At 61.4% G+C, this 15,708-nt stretch carries 17 protein-coding genes; 8 read left to right on the top strand and 9 right to left on the bottom strand.

Going from position 1 to position 15,708, the window contains the following annotated elements:
• Positions 1 to 25 precede the first annotated feature (25 nt).
• From ureG to CAF63_RS12555, 5 genes are all read right to left on the bottom strand, one after another.
• Entirely contained in the window at positions 26 to 640 is a 615-nt protein-coding gene (gene ureG / locus CAF63_RS12575; RefSeq protein ID WP_085685092.1) for an urease accessory protein UreG, read from the bottom strand.
• Between the two features lie 22 nt (positions 641 to 662).
• Positions 663 to 1,337, bottom strand: a complete 675-nt coding sequence (locus tag CAF63_RS12570; protein WP_085685089.1) for an urease accessory protein UreF — start codon at positions 1,335 to 1,337, stop codon at positions 663 to 665.
• A complete protein-coding gene (ureE, locus tag CAF63_RS12565) occupies positions 1,334 to 1,834 on the bottom strand; it encodes an urease accessory protein UreE (protein WP_011332214.1) in 501 nt (166 codons plus the stop codon). Before ureE ends, CAF63_RS12570 begins: the two co-directional genes overlap by 4 nt.
• A gap of 275 nt (positions 1,835 to 2,109) precedes the next feature.
• On the bottom strand, positions 2,110 to 2,742 hold the full coding sequence (locus CAF63_RS12560; RefSeq protein WP_085685085.1) for a TetR family transcriptional regulator: 633 nt from the start codon (positions 2,740 to 2,742) through the stop codon (positions 2,110 to 2,112).
• 172 nt (positions 2,743 to 2,914) lie between these two features.
• Positions 2,915 to 3,421 (bottom strand): hypothetical protein, encoded by a 507-nt coding sequence (locus CAF63_RS12555; protein ID WP_085685081.1) that lies wholly within the window; start codon positions 3,419 to 3,421, stop codon positions 2,915 to 2,917.
• A 381-nt stretch (positions 3,422 to 3,802) separates the two neighbouring features.
• On the opposite strand from CAF63_RS12555, the gene CAF63_RS12550 reads away from it, so the two are divergent.
• The gene (locus tag CAF63_RS12550; protein WP_085685077.1) at positions 3,803 to 5,878 is read left to right on the top strand and encodes an AsmA family protein; all 2,076 of its coding nucleotides are present in this window, start codon (positions 3,803 to 3,805) and stop codon (positions 5,876 to 5,878) included.
• 141 nt (positions 5,879 to 6,019) lie between these two features.
• Here the strand turns inward: CAF63_RS12550 and CAF63_RS12540 are convergent, their stop codons facing one another.
• Both CAF63_RS12540 and CAF63_RS12535 read right to left on the bottom strand, forming a co-directional pair.
• The gene (locus CAF63_RS12540) at positions 6,020 to 6,550 is read right to left on the bottom strand and encodes a bacterioferritin (protein ID WP_085685072.1); all 531 of its coding nucleotides are present in this window, start codon (positions 6,548 to 6,550) and stop codon (positions 6,020 to 6,022) included.
• A 99-nt stretch (positions 6,551 to 6,649) separates the two neighbouring features.
• Complete coding sequence (locus tag CAF63_RS12535) at positions 6,650 to 7,552, bottom strand: LysR substrate-binding domain-containing protein (RefSeq protein WP_085685069.1); 903 nt, start codon at positions 7,550 to 7,552, stop codon at positions 6,650 to 6,652.
• A gap of 119 nt (positions 7,553 to 7,671) precedes the next feature.
• Here CAF63_RS12535 and CAF63_RS12530 point away from each other — a divergent pair, with 119 nt between their 5' ends.
• The 3 genes from CAF63_RS12530 to CAF63_RS12520 all read left to right on the top strand — a co-directional run bounded on the left by CAF63_RS12530 (position 7,672) and on the right by CAF63_RS12520 (position 9,598).
• Complete coding sequence (locus tag CAF63_RS12530; RefSeq protein ID WP_085685066.1) at positions 7,672 to 8,310, top strand: FMN-dependent NADH-azoreductase; 639 nt, start codon at positions 7,672 to 7,674, stop codon at positions 8,308 to 8,310.
• Positions 8,311 to 8,616: a multidrug efflux SMR transporter gene (locus CAF63_RS12525; RefSeq protein ID WP_011332220.1), complete on the top strand. Its 306-nt coding sequence runs from the start codon at positions 8,311 to 8,313 to the stop codon at positions 8,614 to 8,616.
• A gap of 91 nt (positions 8,617 to 8,707) precedes the next feature.
• Positions 8,708 to 9,598 carry a triacylglycerol lipase gene (locus CAF63_RS12520; protein WP_085685063.1) on the top strand — a complete coding sequence of 297 codons (891 nt, stop codon included), beginning with the start codon at positions 8,708 to 8,710 and terminating at the stop codon, positions 9,596 to 9,598.
• Positions 9,599 to 9,694: 96 nt separating this feature from the next.
• On the opposite strand, the gene CAF63_RS12515 is transcribed toward CAF63_RS12520, so the two are convergent.
• The gene (locus tag CAF63_RS12515; protein ID WP_085685060.1) at positions 9,695 to 10,582 is read right to left on the bottom strand and encodes a DMT family transporter; all 888 of its coding nucleotides are present in this window, start codon (positions 10,580 to 10,582) and stop codon (positions 9,695 to 9,697) included.
• A gap of 98 nt (positions 10,583 to 10,680) precedes the next feature.
• On the opposite strand from CAF63_RS12515, the gene CAF63_RS12510 reads away from it, so the two are divergent.
• From CAF63_RS12510 to CAF63_RS12500, 3 genes are all read left to right on the top strand, one after another.
• A complete protein-coding gene (locus CAF63_RS12510) occupies positions 10,681 to 11,475 on the top strand; it encodes a helix-turn-helix transcriptional regulator (RefSeq protein WP_085685057.1) in 795 nt (264 codons plus the stop codon).
• Between the two features lie 63 nt (positions 11,476 to 11,538).
• Positions 11,539 to 11,844: a PsiF family protein gene (locus tag CAF63_RS12505; protein ID WP_011332224.1), complete on the top strand. Its 306-nt coding sequence runs from the start codon at positions 11,539 to 11,541 to the stop codon at positions 11,842 to 11,844.
• A 214-nt stretch (positions 11,845 to 12,058) separates the two neighbouring features.
• Positions 12,059 to 13,072, top strand: a complete 1,014-nt coding sequence (locus CAF63_RS12500) for an AI-2E family transporter (protein ID WP_085685054.1) — start codon at positions 12,059 to 12,061, stop codon at positions 13,070 to 13,072.
• Between the two features lie 115 nt (positions 13,073 to 13,187).
• Here the strand turns inward: CAF63_RS12500 and CAF63_RS12495 are convergent, their stop codons facing one another.
• Complete coding sequence (locus CAF63_RS12495) at positions 13,188 to 14,462, bottom strand: Hsp70 family protein (protein ID WP_085685051.1); 1,275 nt, start codon at positions 14,460 to 14,462, stop codon at positions 13,188 to 13,190.
• Between the two features lie 293 nt (positions 14,463 to 14,755).
• Here CAF63_RS12495 and CAF63_RS12490 point away from each other — a divergent pair, with 293 nt between their 5' ends.
• Positions 14,756 to 15,703 carry a DnaJ C-terminal domain-containing protein gene (locus CAF63_RS12490; protein ID WP_085685048.1) on the top strand — a complete coding sequence of 316 codons (948 nt, stop codon included), beginning with the start codon at positions 14,756 to 14,758 and terminating at the stop codon, positions 15,701 to 15,703.
• Positions 15,704 to 15,708: the final 5 nt, after the last annotated feature.

Raw genomic sequence — 15,708 nt, 5'->3', positions numbered from 1 at the left:
ATAAGCTTCCTTGTTGATCAGTGAATCAGGCTGCGGTCAGCAGGCCCTGGCGTTCGATGAAGGTGATGATGTCTTCCAGGCCCTGACCGGTTTTCTGGTTGCTGAACACGAACGGCTTGCCGTTGCGCATGCGTTGGGTGTCGCTGTTCATCATCTCCAGCGAGGCGCCGACCAGCGGCGCGAGGTCGATCTTGTTGATCACCAGCAGGTCGGATTTGCAAATGCCGGGCCCGCCCTTGCGCGGCAGCTTGTCGCCGGCCGAAACGTCGATCACGTAGATGGTCAGGTCGGACAGTTCCGGGCTGAAGGTGGCGGACAGGTTGTCGCCACCGGACTCCACCAGAATCAGGTCCAGCCCCGGAAAACGCCGGTTCAGTTGATCCACCGCTTCGAGGTTAATCGAGGCGTCTTCGCGGATCGCCGTGTGCGGGCAGCCGCCGGTTTCCACGCCGATGATGCGTTCCGGTGCCAGCGCTTCGTTGCGCACCAGAAAGTCGGCGTCTTCGCGGGTGTAGATGTCGTTGGTGACCACTGCCAGGTTGTAGCGCTCGCGCAGCGCCAGGCACAGGGCCAGGGTCAACGCGGTTTTGCCGGAACCGACCGGGCCGCCGATGCCGACGCGCAGGGGTTGTGTGTTCATGTGATTCTCCAGATAAAAGGCCCTAGGAACGGAACAGGCGGCTGTACTGGCGCTCATGGGCCATGCACGCCAGGGACAGACCGAACGCGGCGCTGCCGAGGTGTTCGGGATTGATTCGGGTGGCGTCCTGCTGGGCCTGTTGCAACAGCGGCAGCAGTTCACTGGTCAGGCGCTGGGCGGCTTGCTGACCCAGCGGCAGGGTTTTCATCAGCACCGCGAGCTGGTTTTCCAGCCAGCTCCACAGCCAGGCGGCGAGGGCGTCCTGCGGGCTGATCTGCCAGGCGCGCGCCGCCAGTGCCCAACACAAGGCCAGGTGCGGCTCGGCGCAGTGTTCGAGAAAGGCCCGCGCGGGCTGATCGAGTTCGGGCAGGCCGTTGAGCAATTGCTGCAGCGAGTAGCCCATCTGCCGGCTCTCCAGATGCAGTTCGCGGGTTTCGCGGCTGGCGCGATGGCTTTCGCAGAGCTTGCGCAATTCTTCCCAGTTTTCGTCCGCGGCGGCCTGGCAATGGGCGAGCAGCATGGGCGCCTCGAACCGCGCGAGGTTCAGCAGCAGTTGATCGCTGATCCAGCGGCGGGCGCGGTCCGGGCTGTCGACGCGGCCGTTATCCACAGCCATTTCCAGACCCTGGGAATAGCTGTAGCCGCCAATCGGCAATTGCGGACTGGCCAGGCGCAGCAGCGCCCAGGCCGGGTTCACAAGCGGACGCCGAACTGATGGAGTTTCGGCGCGTAGTTGAAGTCTTCGTCACCGTGTCGCGAATGATGATGGCCGCCACCGTAGGCACCGTGTTCCGGCTGGAACGGCGCTTCGATCGATTCGACCTGCGCACCCAGTTGTTCGAGCATCGCCTTGAGCACGTAATCGTCGAGCAGGCGCAACCAGCCGTCACCGACTTGCAGCGCAACATGGCGGTTGCCCAGGTGATAGGCCGCGCGGGTCAGTTCAAAGGCGTTGGCACAGGTGACGTGCAGCAGTTGTTCGGGGCGCGCGCAGACCCGGACGATCCGGCCATCTTCGGCTTGCAGGCATTCGCCGTCATATAGCGGCGGTTGACCGCGCTCCAGAAACAATCCGACGTCTTCGCCTTCGGCACTGAAACAGCGCAGGCGGCTTTTGCTCCTGGCTTCGAAGGTCAGGTGCAACTCGGCGGCCCAGACGGGTTGGGGGTCGATTCTGCGATGAATCACCAGCATCGGAAAGCTTCCAGCAGTGGACAATGCTCAGGCTAGAGCAAGGGGCTTGCCAACCGGACGAGGCGTAGGAAAACCCTGTCGGAGACGAGTGGATGTTCAAGATGTTGCAGGATTGTGGGGTGTTTTGGTGCATGAAGTTTTTTACATGCACCAAACAGGAGCTCGTGTGGGAGCGAGCTTGCTCGCGATGGCGTCCGCCCAGTCATATAGAGTTGACTGACACACCGCTATCGCGAGCAAGCTCTCTCCCACAGGGTATTGGGGCTGGAGAGGAATTATTCGGTACTGCCGAGCCCTTGCCAATGCTTCAACCCGATAAAGATAAAGCGCAACTGCTGGGTGATCTTCGCTTGGGGCGTCAGATGCTCGGGCAGGGCTTCGGCGGGCGGATCGATGATGTCCGGCAGGGTGGCGAACACCGATTTGACGATCAGGTCGGCCATCACGCTCAGGCCTTCGCAATTGAGGTGCTGGAGCTTGGGCATCAAAGCCAGGTCGGCCGCCAGGTCGGAGCTGATGTCTTCACGCAAACGGCCTATGGCCTGCCGCACCGGCAACGATCCACCGTACTGCTCACGGGCCAGAAACAGGAATTGCGAACGGTTGGCGCTGACCACGTCGAGGAAGATCCGCACCGACGCATCGATGATCCCGCCCATGACGAATTCGTTGTGGCGCACCAGGCGGATGGTTTCGCGGAAGGTCTGGCCGACTTCGCTGACCAGTACCAGGCCGAGTTCGTCCATATCGGCGAAATGCCGGTAGAAACCGGTGGGCACGATGCCGGCGGTTTTCGTCACTTCACGCAGGCTCAGGCTGCCGAATCCTCGGCCGCTTTCCATCAAGTGGCGGGCAGCGTCCATCAGGGCGTTGCGGGTCTGTTGTTTCTGTTCGGCGCGGGGCAGCATCGCAAGGGTGTTTTCTTAGGCAAGACAAGCGCCGCACTCTAGCAAATAGGCTTTGTCGGCGTCGAACGGCAGGGGGGGATGAAAGCGGGAAATCGCGACTTCTTTATACAGGCTGCTGAAAAGTCAAAAGCCCAATCCGGGGATTGGGCTTTTTTTCCAGGCCGCCATGGGCTTAGCTCAAAGCGCTGTTGCGTTCGATCACACGGTCACCACCACCTTCGGCCAGAGTTTGACCTTGTGGAGTGCGGTCACCACCGTCCGATGCCAGGGTCTGGCCTTGGGGAGTGCGGTCGCCGCCGTCAGAAGCCAGAGTCTGACCTTGTGGGGTACGGTCGCCGCCGTCAGATGCCAGGGTTTGACCTTGTGGAGTGCGATCCGAACCGTCTTGAACCAGACCTTTCTCTTCCAGGCGATCACGGCCGCCTTCAGCTACGAATTGACCTTGAGGGGTTTTGTCATAGCCATCTTGAACCAGACCTTTTTCTTCCAGACGGTTGCGGCCGTTTTCAGCCAGGGTCTGGCCTTGTGGAGTGCGGTCGGAGCCATCAGCAGCAACGGTCTGGCTGAACACCGAGTGGCTGGTTTTGACTTGCGGAGTCGCTTGATCGGCAGCTGGCAGAGCGAAAGCGGTGCTGGCCAGCATCGAGAGGGTAAGACTGAACAGAAGTTGGCGTTTCATGATGGGTTGCTCCTTGGGAGGGCGATAAAGTGGGTACGAAGCTAATGCTACTCTCGATAAGTCGATATAAAAGTTCATAAACACAATGGTAATAATCAACAGAATTGATTGTTCCATTGGGAGGCTCTAGCTCGGGCGTTTCAGGCGGGCGGTTTTGCACTGCGGTGGGTATTTTCCACCCACTTGCGCCCCGCAAATGTGCGGGGGCGGTAACGCCAATTCGACCGATCGGTCAGAATGACGACCGTTTTTTCCCCTCGCTGGGGCTTTGGATTAAACCTGCGGGCTGTTTGTCAGTCACAGATTTCATGAGGGCCATCATGGCCTGCCGTTTCAGCTGCGTCGTGCCAATGGATGCAGTCGTCTTCAGGAGCTTTGTGCATGACGCGCACCCGTAAAATCTTCGCCTGGACCTTCGCCACCCTTGTGCTGCTTCTGGCGGTGCTGGTGTTGGTCATCGTGTTTTTCGACTGGAACCGGATCAAACCGCCGCTCAACGCCAAAGTCTCGGAAGAATTGCACCGACCGTTCGCCATCAACGGCAACCTGTCGGTGGTCTGGCGGCGCGAACTCGACGAGGGCGGCTGGCGCGCCTGGGTGCCATGGCCGCATGTGGTGGCCGAAGACCTGACGCTGGGCAATCCGGATTGGTCGAAGCAACCGCAGATGGTCACCCTCAAGAAGGTCGAGCTGCGCATCTCGCCGCTGGCCTTGCTGGCGCAACGGGTGACGATCCCGCGCATCGACCTCACCGAACCCAACGCACAATTGCAACGTCTGGCCGACGGCCGAGCCAACTGGACCTTCAAGTTCGACCCCAAGGATCCGAATGCCGAGCCCTCGAACTGGGTGGTCGACATTGGCGCCATCGGCTTCGACAAGGGCCACGTCACCCTGGATGACCAGACCCTCAAGACCAACCTCGACCTGCTGATCGATCCGCTGGGCAAGCCGATTCCGTTCAGCGACATCGTCGGCGACAAAACCGCGAAAACTGCTCAGGACAAGGGCGGCGCACCGCAGGATTATGCCTTCGGCCTGAAAGTCACCGGCCAGTACCACGGCCAGAAACTCGCCGGCCAGGGCAAGATCGGCGGCCTGCTGGCGCTGCAGGATGCGAGCAAACCGTTCCCGTTGCAGGCCCAGGCAAAGATCGGCGATACCAGCGTCGAGCTCGCCGGCACCCTGACCGATCCGCTGAATCTCGGCGCCCTCGATCTGCGCCTGAAACTGGCGGGCGCCAGCCTCGGTAATCTGTATCCGTTGACTGGCGTGACCCTGCCGGACACCCCGCCTTATGCCACCGACGGCCACTTGATTGCCAAACTGCACGAGCCGGGCGGTGCGCAATTTCGCTATGAGCAGTTCAACGGCAAGATCGGCAGCAGCGACATCCATGGCGATCTGGCTTACGTCGCCAGCCAGCCACGACCGAAGCTGAGTGGCGCGCTGCTGTCCAATCAACTGTTGTTCGCCGACCTCGCGCCGCTGATCGGTGCCGACTCTAATGCCAAGCAGAAGGCTCGTGGTGGCGAGAGCAAGCAGCCGGCGGACAGGGTGCTGCCGGTGGAAGAGTTCAAGACCGAGCGCTGGCGCGACATGGACGCCGACGTCGAATTCACCGGCAAACGCATCGTCCACAGCGAAGAACTGCCGTTCACCGACCTCTATACCCACCTCAAACTCAACGACGGCGAGCTGAGTCTGGAGCCGCTGCGCTTCGGCGTGGCCGGTGGCAACCTCGACGCGCAGATTCGGCTCAACGGTCGCACCGAACCGCTGGAAGGCAGGGCCAAACTGACCGCGCGCAAGTTCAAGCTCAAACAGCTGTTCCCGACCTTCGAACCGATGAAGACCAGTTTCGGCGAGCTCAACGGTGATGCCGATATCGCCGGTCGCGGCAACTCGGTGGCCAGGCTGCTGGGCGGCGCCAACGGCAACCTGAAGATGCTGATCAACGACGGCGCGATCAGTCGCGAGTTGATGGAACTGGCAGGGCTCAACGTCGGCAACTACGTGGTCGGCAAGATCTTTGGCGACAAGGAAGTGAAGATCAACTGCGCAGCGGCGGACTTCGACATCAAGACCGGCCTGGCGAGCACGCGGCTGTTTGTGTTCGATACCGAGAACGCAATCATCTACATCGACGGCACGGCGAACATGGCCACCGAGCAACTGGATCTGACGGTGACGCCGGAGTCCAAGGGCTGGCGTCTGATTTCCCTGCGTTCGCCGCTGTACGTGCGTGGCAAGTTCATCAAGCCTGATGCCGGGGTCAAGGCTGTACCGCTGATGTTGCGCGGGGCAGGGATGGTGGCGCTGGGTGTGATCGCTGCGCCGGCGGCGGGGCTGCTGGCGCTGGTGGCGCCGAGTGGCGGCGAGCCGAACCAGTGCGCGCCGTTGCTGGAGCAGATGAAGGCGGGCAAGGCACCGGTGACCGTCAAACCCACCAAGTAATCGCTGCAACTCAGATCGTTCCCACGCTCCGCGTGGGAATGCATCCCGGGACGCTCCGCGTCCCAACAGCGGACGCAGAGCGTCCATGGCGGCATTCCCACGCAGAGCGTGGGAACGATCAGTCAGCGGGGTTAGCGGGGATTAGAGGTCTTTCAGAATATCCGCCATGTCATCCGCATGCTCTTCTTCCTGAGCCAGGATGTCTTCGAAGATCCGGCGTGTTGTCGGATCCTTTTCCCCGATGTACTGGATGATCTCTCGGTAGCTGTCGATGGCGATCCGCTCGGCCACCAGGTCTTCGTAGACCATTTCCTTCAAGGTGTTGCCGGCCACGTATTGCGCGTGGGACATCTTCGACAGCAAGTCCGGGTTGAACTCGGGCTCACCGCCCAGTTGCACGATCCGCTCGGCCAGGCGATCGGCGTGTTCAGCTTCCTGAATGGCGTGCTCGAGAAACTCGTCGGCGGCGACGTTGGCTTTCAATCCGTTGGCCATGAAGTAGTGGCGCTTGTAGCGCAAGACGCAGACCAGTTCAGTGGCCAGCGATTCATTGAGCAGACGCAGCACTTCTTCTCGATTGGCGCTGTAGCTTTCGGTCACCGCGCCGTTTTCGACGTGTTGTCGTGCACGCTCGCGCAGGGTTTGAACATCAGACAAATGCAGGTCACTCATTTCAGTCTCCTGGAGGCTAATCCGGTTTACGCCACGTTCTGCTGACGTGATCGCTACCTGGTTGTGAGTGATGAGCGCTGCAAAAAGTTTTATCGGATTTCAGCGCGGAGCATGCCCGGACAGTTCTGCTTCTTCGCGAAGCCAGGCAAAAAACGCCTTCACCGGTGGATGCCGCTCACGGCCCGGTACGCAAAGCGCGCTGTAACCGGCGCCATCAACCTGTACCTCGCCCTTGTACGGCATCAGCAGACCGCTGGCGACGCTCTCCGACACCAGAATGTTGCTCGCCAGCACCAGCCCTTGCCCGGCGATGGCCGCTTGCAGCGCGTAATGCTCTTCGTCGTATTCGCGGACGGCCGGATGCTGATTCAACCAGTTCTCGCCTGACTGCGCGCACCAGGCTTCCCAGCCGTGGGCGTACAGTTTCGAGTTATGCCAGCGCACGCTGATCAGCGCCGGGGTGCGACGGGCGGCCAGCGCCACCTGTTCCGGTGAGCCGTACACGCCGAACGATTCATCGAACAGGCATAGCCCGTAGAGGTTCGGGTAATCGTCGAGGCTGTAGCGCAGCACCAGATCGACGCTGGCGTCCTGATGCAGGTCGATCACTTCGCAATGGGTGTCCAGACGCACATTGATGTTCGGGTGTTTTGCGTAAAACCGTCCCAGACGTGGCACCAGCCACAGCGCGGCGAACGCGGCGGTGGTCGACAGCGTCAGGCTGCTGCCGCTGCGTTGCGGGCGCAGGGTGTCGACGCTTTGCGCCACTTCCAGAAATGCGCCGTGCAAGCTGCGAAACAGTCGCTCGCCACCCTCGGTCAGGCGCACCTGACGCGGCAGGCGTTCGAACAGCGCCACGCCGAGCCAGTCCTCCAGCGAGCGTATCTGATGGGAAATCGCCGTCGGCGTCACCGCCAGTTCTTCGGCGGCGGCCTTGAAACTCAACAGGCGCGAGGCGGATTCGAACGCGCGCAGGGCGGTCAGGGGCAAGGCAGCAAACATGAAAACTCCATGGATGAAATAAATTCATCCAGACTGATTTTTGCTCATTTGAGGCGATGAAGTGATGCCTGCAATCTGGCGCCACACAGTCACTCAAGTCTAGTCCCAAGGAGATTCAGATGAGCAAGATTCTTGCGATCCATGCCAGCCCACGCGGTGAACGCTCCCATTCGCGGCGCCTGGCGGAAAGTTTTCTCAGCGCCTGGCAAGTCCGACATCCACAGGCTCAGGTTACTCGCCGTGAAGTCGGGCGGGCGTTGATTCCGGCAGTGAACGAAGCGTTTGTCGCAGCGGCGTTTTACCCGGAGCCTGAAGCGCGGCCGCTGACAATGCAGGCGGATCTGGCGCTCAGCGATCAACTGGTGGGCGAGCTGTTCGATCACGACCTGCTGCTGATTTCCACGCCGATGTACAACTTCAACGTGCCCAGCGGCCTCAAGGCCTGGGTCGATCAGATCGTGCGTCTGGGCCTGACGTTCGACCACACCCTGGACAACGGCATTGCCCAGTACACGCCGCTGTTGCGCGGCAAGAAGGCGCTGATCGTGACCAGTCGCGGCGGTTTCGGATTCGGCCCGGGCGGCGAGCTGGAGGCGCTGAATCACGCCGATCCGTGGCTGCGCACGGCACTGGGGTTCATCGGCATCAACGACGTCACGGTGGTCGCCGCCGAGGGCGAGGAATCCGCCGAGCGCACCTTCGCGGTGTCGGTGGCCGAGGCCGAGCAGCGCCTGCTCGACCTGGCCCGGGAGTTCTAGGTGGCCTGGCTGTTTCTGCTGATCGCGGCGGGGTTCGAGGTCACCTTCGCCATGGGCATGAAGTACGCCGAAGGTTTCACCCGGCTCTGGCCGTCGTTGATCACCGTGGTAGCGGCGGTGGGCGGGGTGTACTTCCTGACCCTGGCGATGCGCGAGTTGCCGGTGAGCATCGCCTATCCGATCTGGACCGCCATCGGCTCGCTCGGCACGGTGTTTCTCGGTTTCGCCCTGCTGGGCGAGAGCCTGACGCTGGTGAAGTTGCTGTCGGTGGGGCTGATTGTGGCGGGAGTGGTAGGGCTGAAGTAGGCTGGTCGTGGAGTTGTCATCATCGAAGCGGATGCTTGGCGGGCGTTTTGCACGCCCTGCATCCACTCTCCGACCACAAGGATGTTTGCCCATGTCGCAAGATTCGGCCACACGTTATCCACTGGTGCTGGTGCCGGGAATGCTCGGTTTCATCCGTCTGGTGCTGTACCCGTACTGGTACGGGATCATCAAAGCGTTGCGCCGGGGTGGTGCGACAGTGATTGCGGTGCAGGTGTCGCCTCTCAATTCCACCGAAGTGCGTGGGGAGCAGTTGCTGACGCGCATCGATGAAATCCTGCGCGAGACCGGTGCGGCCAAGGTCAATCTGTTTGGCCATAGCCAAGGCTCGCTGACGGCACGTTACGCGGCGGCCAAGCGTCCGGATCTGGTGGCTTCAGTCACGTCGGTGGCCGGGCCCAATCACGGTTCGGAACTGGCTGACTATCTGGCGAAACACTATCCGGCGAACAGCGCCAAGGGCCGCATTCTGGAAGCGCTGTTGCGTTTTGTCGGCTGGCTGATGGCGCTGCTGGAAACCGGTTACCACGGGCCGAAACTGCCGGTGGATATCCACGCTTCGCACCATTCCCTGACCACTGAAGGCGTGGCGCTGTTCAACCAGCGTTATCCACAGGGCCTGCCGCAAACCTGGGGCGGGCACGGGCCGGAAGAGGTCAACGGGGTGCGTTATTACTCGTGGTCCGGCACTTTGCAGCCGGGCAAGACCGATCGCGGTGGCAACCTGTTCGACGGCACCAACCGCAGTTGCCGGTTGTTCGCCAAAACCTTCGTGCGCGAGCCGGGGCAGTGCGACGGCATGGTCGGACGCTACAGCTCGCACCTCGGTACGGTCATCGGTGATGACTACCCGATGGATCACTTCGACATCGTCAACCAGTCGCTGGGACTGGTCGGCAAAGGCGCAGATCCGGTGCGGCTGTTTGTCGAGCATGCGGCGCGGTTGAAAGCCGCCGGGGTTTAAACGTTAGACCGAGGTATCGTTCTTCGCGAGCAAGCTCGCTCCCACATTTGGAATGCGTTCCCCTGTGGGAGCGAGCTTGCTCGCGAAGAGGCCAGATCAGGCGACGCTGAGTTTGCGGCTGAGCACCGTCGTCCAGCGCTCGGAAAGAATCACCCCGCCCAGCGTCAGCAAACCACCGACCAGGTGGTACATCGCCAGTTGTTCCTTCAGCACCACCGCTGCAATCAGCGCGGTGATCAACGGCAGCAGGTTGAAGAACAGCGTGGTGCGGCTCGGGCCCAAACGCTGTACGGCCTGCATCCACGCCAGCGGCGCGAGCATCGAGGCCAGCAGGCACGCGTACAGCACCAGTGGAATGTTCTGCAGGGTCAGGCCGGTTTTCGGTGAAGTCGCGTACAGCGGAAACAGCACCACCACCGCCACCAGCACCTGCAAATACAGCAATACCAGCGGCGGCAGGCGCAGCTGCCATTTTTTCAGCAATGTGCTGTAGATCGCGTAGGCGAGGGTGGCGATCAGCATCATTGCGTCACCCAGGTTCACCCCGTGTTGCAGCAATGCGCCGAGGCTGCCGGACGACACCACCACCAGCACACCAGCGAACGACAGCACCGCACCGACCAACGCGCCGGCGGTCAGGCGCTGGCCGAGGCTGATGATTGCCATGGCCAGCGACATCAACGGCATCAGGGACAGGATGATGCCCATGTTGGTGGCGCTGGTCATGGTCGCCGCGAAGTAGGCCAGGCTCTGATAGACCGCCATGCCGAGTACGCCGAGGATGAAGATCTTGCCCAGGTTCGGGCGGATCTGCGGCCAGTGCGCGATCACCTTTTTGAGCATGAACGGCGTGAACAGCAGGCCGGCGAGCAGCCAGCGATAGAAGCCGATCTCGGCGGGGAAGATCGCACCGACCGCGAGCTTGTTGATCACGGTATTGCCGGCCCAGATGAAAATCGCCAGCAGGGGAAACGCGTATTGCATGGGAGGAGAAACCAGTACGTTGATGAACGGTGATTATCCCCTGTCTGGATGCAGGCCTATACTGCGAACCGGACAACCCGCCCCTGATTCCGGACAGCATGAACAGTAAACACATCGATCTGCTGGATTTCAGCGAATTGCCGTCGGCGGTGTACTTCCGCTACGCCGACTTCAACGCCCACGAATACGCCGCGCCCCACCGCCATCCGTGGGGCACGCTGGAGTACGCGGCCCACGGCGTGTTGCATATGGATGTCGACGGCAGTCGCTTCATGTCGCCGCCGCAATACGCGGTGTGGGTGCCACCGCAAGTCGAGCACAGTTTCTACAGCCATCAGCCGGTCAATTATCGGGCGGTGTGCCTGGCGCCGGAGGTCTGTTCCGATTTGCCGGCGCAGGCCTGCACCCTGGCGATCAGCGACATTCTCAAGGCGATCCTCAAGGACTTCGCCGCCCGTGATGTGAAGATCCCGGCGTTCGAAGCCGACCAGCGCCTGGCCCAGGTGCTGGTGGATCAATTGCGCCAGGCCCCGGTTCATCAATGCTATTTGCCTTACGCCAGCAGCCCCGGTTTGCTGACCATTCTCGAAACCCTGCAGGCCGAGCCCGGCAACAATCAACCGCTGGCGTACTGGGCGGCGCAGGTGCATGTCAACGAGCGCACGCTGGCCCGGCAGTTCGTGCGGGAGCTGGGGATGAGTTTCGGCGAGTGGCGTCAGCGCCTGCGGTATCTCGCGGCCATTGAGGCGCTGGAGTCGGCGCGTAGCGTGCAGGAAATTGCCTTCGATCTCGGTTACAGCAGTGGTTCGGCGTTCATCGCCATGTTTGCGCGCCAGGCCGGATGTACCCCGGAGCAATACCGGCGCAGCCATCTTGAGGCTAGGAAGGTGTAACAAGCTTTGACTACACTCCAGCAGAGGCCACCTCCATCGAGGCGGCGCCAAGGAGAAAACTCCATGAAGATGTTGCGTGTCCCTTTGTTGATGATCGGTCTGCTGCTGTGTTCCCAGGGTTTCGCCGCCACGGCGCAACAGAACAAGATGACCACCTGCAACGCCGACGCCACGGCCAAGAGCCTCAAGGGCGACGAGCGCAAAGCCTTCATGAGCACCTGCCTCAAGGCTGCCCCGGCAGCCAACGACGCCAAGGCCCTGACCCCGCAGCAACAGAAAATGAAAACCTGCAATGCCGATGCGGCCACCAAGGCCCTGACCGGCGATGCGCGCAAGACGTTCATGAGTGATTGCCTGAAGAAAAAATAAGCGCCGGAACTTTGTGGTGAGTGTGCTGGCCCTTTCGCGAGCAAGCTCGCTCCCACACCGGATTTGTGAGCAACGCAGTACAACTGTGGGAGCGAGCTTGCTCGCGAAGAGGCCGGTCAGGGATCCGGCAATCTCAAACCCTGCATATCCCTAGTGCTCACCTCGGATCGCTGGCAGACTGCCAATCCTTTTACGCCGTTCGTTTTGAGGCTGTATGCCAACGTTTTCTGAGCGTCATGTTGTGTTCTGGGTCAGTTGCATCACCATTTTCGGCGGTTTGCTGCTGGTGCTGCCGCTGCGTCTGTTGCCCAGTCTGTTGGCCGGTCTGCTGGTGTTCGAACTGGTCAACATGCTCACCCCGCAGCTGCAACGACTGATCGAGGGCCGGCGTGCGCGCTGGCTGGCGGTGGCGCTGCTGGGCACGCTGGTGGTGAGTGTGCTGACGCTGATCTTCGCCGGCGCCATCAGTTTCCTGCTGCATGAAGCGGAAAACCCCGGCGCTTCCCTCGACAAATTCATGGGCGTGGTCGACCGTGCGCGCGGGCAGTTGCCGCCGTTCATCGACGCCTACCTGCCGGCCAGCGCTGCCGAATTCCGGGTGGCCATCGGCGACTGGATGAGCAAACACCTGGCCGACCTGCAACTGGTGGGCAAGGACGCGGCGCACATGTTCGTGACGCTGCTGATCGGCATGGTGCTGGGCGCGATCATCGCCTTGCAGCGCGTGCCGGACGTCACCAAGCGCAAACCGCTGGCGGCCGCACTGTTCGATCGCCTGCACCTGCTGGTTCAGGCGTTTCGCAACATCGTGTTCGCGCAGATCAAGATTTCCCTGCTCAACACCTTCTTCACCGGGATCTTCCTTGCGGTGATCCTGCCGCTGTTCGGCATCAAGCTGCCGCTGACCAAGACCCTGATCGTGCTGACCTTCCTGCTCGGTCTGTTGCCGGTGATCGGCAACCTGATGTCGAACACGCTGATCACCATCGTCGGCCTGTCGCTGTCGATCTGGGTGGCGATTGCGGCGCTGGGTTACCTGATCTTTATCCACAAGCTGGAATACTTTCTCAACGCGCGCATCGTCGGCGGGCAGATCAGTGCCAAGTCCTGGGAGTTGCTGCTGGCAATGCTGGTGTTCGAGGCCGCGTTCGGCCTGCCGGGAGTGGTGGCGGGGCCGATCTATTACGCGTATCTGAAGAGTGAGTTGAAGCTGGGCGGGATGGTTTGATCCAGGCCTTGTAGCGTCTGAACCGGCCCTTTCGCGAGCAAGCTCGCTCCCACAGGTTCAATTTGATCCTGTGGGAGCGAGCTTGCTCGCGATTGGCAGCGCCGCAGAAACTGGATCAGTTTACTGAGCCGTAACGTTTCATGGCTTCAATCGCCAGACCGCTACCAATGCTGCCAAAGATATTCCCTTCCACATGCCGCGCGTTCGGCAGCATCGCCGAGACGCTATTGCGCAGCGCCGGAATACCGCTGGAACCGCCGGTGAAGAACACCGTATCGACCTGACCGACCGCCACGTTGGCGTCTGCCAGCAACTGGGTGACGCTGCCGCGCACGCGCTCGAGCTGCGATTCGATGGCCGACTCGAACAGTGCCCGGGTCAATTCAACGCTCAGGCCAGGCTCGATGCGATCCAGCGCCACATGGCGGCTGTCGTTGTGAGTCAGCTGGATCTTGGTTTCTTCCACTTCCATCGCCAGCCAGTGCCCGGCTCGCTGTTCGATCAGCTTGAACAGACGGTCGATGCCGCCGGTGTCTTCGATGTCGTAGCGCATGCTGCCCAAGGCCAGGGTCGATTTCTGCGAGTACACCGAGTTGATGGTGTGCCAGGTCGCCAGGTTCATGTGGTGGCTGGTCGGCATGAACGCGCCGCTTTTCATGCGGCTGCCGTAGCCGAACAGCGGCATCAGGCCTTGCAGACTCAGTTGCTTGTCGAAGTCGGTTCCGCCGATGTGCACGCCGCCGGTGGCGAGGATGTCGTCGTGACGGTTATCCACACCGCGACGCTCGGGCGACAGACGCACCAGCGAGAAGTCCGACGTACCACCGCCGATGTCGACGATCAGTACCAGCTCTTCCTTTTCGATGGTCGACTCATAGTCGAAGGCCGCGGCAATCGGCTCGTACTGGAACGAAACGTCCTTGAAGCCGAGCTTGCGCGCCACTTCCACCAGGGTGTCTTCGGCTTCCTGGTCGGCCAGCGGATCGTCGTCGACGAAGAACACCGGACGGCCCAGTACCACCTGCTCGAACTCACGACCGGCGGCAGTTTCGGCGCGGCTCTTGAGCTGGCCGATGAACAGCCCGAGCAAGTCCTTGAACGGCATCGCCGTGCCGAGGACGCTGGTATCGTGCTTGATCAGTTTGGAACCGAGCAGGCTCTTGAGCGAGCGCATCAGCCGGCCTTCGTAGCCTTCCAGGTACTCGTGCAGCGCCAGACGGCCGTAAACCGGGCGGCGTTCCTCGATATTGAAAAAGACCACCGACGGCAGGGTGATCTTGTCGTCTTCCAGCGCGATCATCGTTTCCACGCCGGGGCGCAGCCAGCCGACAGTGGAGTTGGACGTGCCGAAGTCGATGCCGCAGGCACGGGCTGGAGAGGCGTCTTTCATGGTCTTTCGGTTCCGGTCAAAAAAACGGCCGCGCAGTGTATGTCAGTGCGCGACAGATTCGAAGGCCGGTCATCTGCTATTTAGCGACTAAGCTTGCTTGAAAGTCGGCGCTTTGCCCCAAACTTGCTGGCATGGGCCGGCATACACACCGGCGGTCGCAAGAACCGCTGTCCACTGCCGATAAACTTCTGCTGCGCCACCCGGTCACAACCTTGAGATCGGTCAACCCGGCACGCGCGAATCGGCGCATGCTGGCAACGGCGCGAAATCGTTAACGGATGGTGATTCCTTCGATGGACTTCAAAGACTATTACAAGATACTCGGCGTGGAGCCGACGGCTGACGACAAGGCAATCAAGGCTGCCTATCGCAAGCTGGCGCGCAAATACCACCCCGATGTCAGCAAGGAAAAGGACGCCGAGGCCAAGTTCAAGGACGCCTCGGAAGCCTATGAAGCGCTTAAAAGCGCCGACAAACGCGCCGAATACGACGACCTGCGCCGCTACGGCCAGCACGGGCAGCCGTTCCAGGGCCCGCCGGGCTGGCAGAGCCGTGGCGGTTTCGGCGGCGGTGGCGACACCGGCGACTTCTCGGACTTCTTCAGTTCGATCTTCGGCAATCGCGGCCCCGGTTTCGGTGGCGGCGCTGGCCGGCAATCCCGCAGCGCCGGACGGCGAGGGCAAGACGTGGAACTGGAACTGCCGATCTTTCTGGAAGAGACGCTTTCGAACGAATCGAAAAAGATCAGCTTCCAGGTGCCGCAATACAACGGCTCGGGCCAGCACGTCAGCAACACCAGCAAGAGCCTGAACGTGAAGATCCCGGCGGGCGTGACCGACGGCGAGCGCATTCGCCTCAAGGGCCAGGGCGCACCGGGCATCGGTGGCGGCGCCAATGGCGATCTGTACCTGACCATTCGTTTCGCGCCGCACCCGAAATTTGACGTTGAAGGCGAAAACCTGATCATCACCTTGCCGTTGGCACCGTGGGAGCTGGCGCTGGGCGCCGAAGTGGCCGTGCCGACCCTCACCGGCAAGATCAACCTCAAGGTTCCGGCCGGCAGCCAGAACGGCCAGCGCATGCGCGCCAAGGGCCACGGTCTGCAGAACAAGGCCGGCGAGCGCGGTTATCTGTTCGTCCAGCTCAAGGCCGTGATGCCGAAAGCCAACGGCGATGACGTCAAGGCGCTGTGGCAGGAACTGGCGAAGAAGGCCGCCTTCAACCCGCGAGAGAACTTCTGATACTG

Source organism: Pseudomonas sp. B20(2017) (genome assembly GCF_002113125.1).
In the GTDB taxonomy this organism is placed as follows: domain Bacteria; phylum Pseudomonadota; class Gammaproteobacteria; order Pseudomonadales; family Pseudomonadaceae; genus Aquipseudomonas.
Note: the sequence above shows the minus strand (reverse complement) of the source record. Positions and strands in the feature narration are given on the sequence as shown.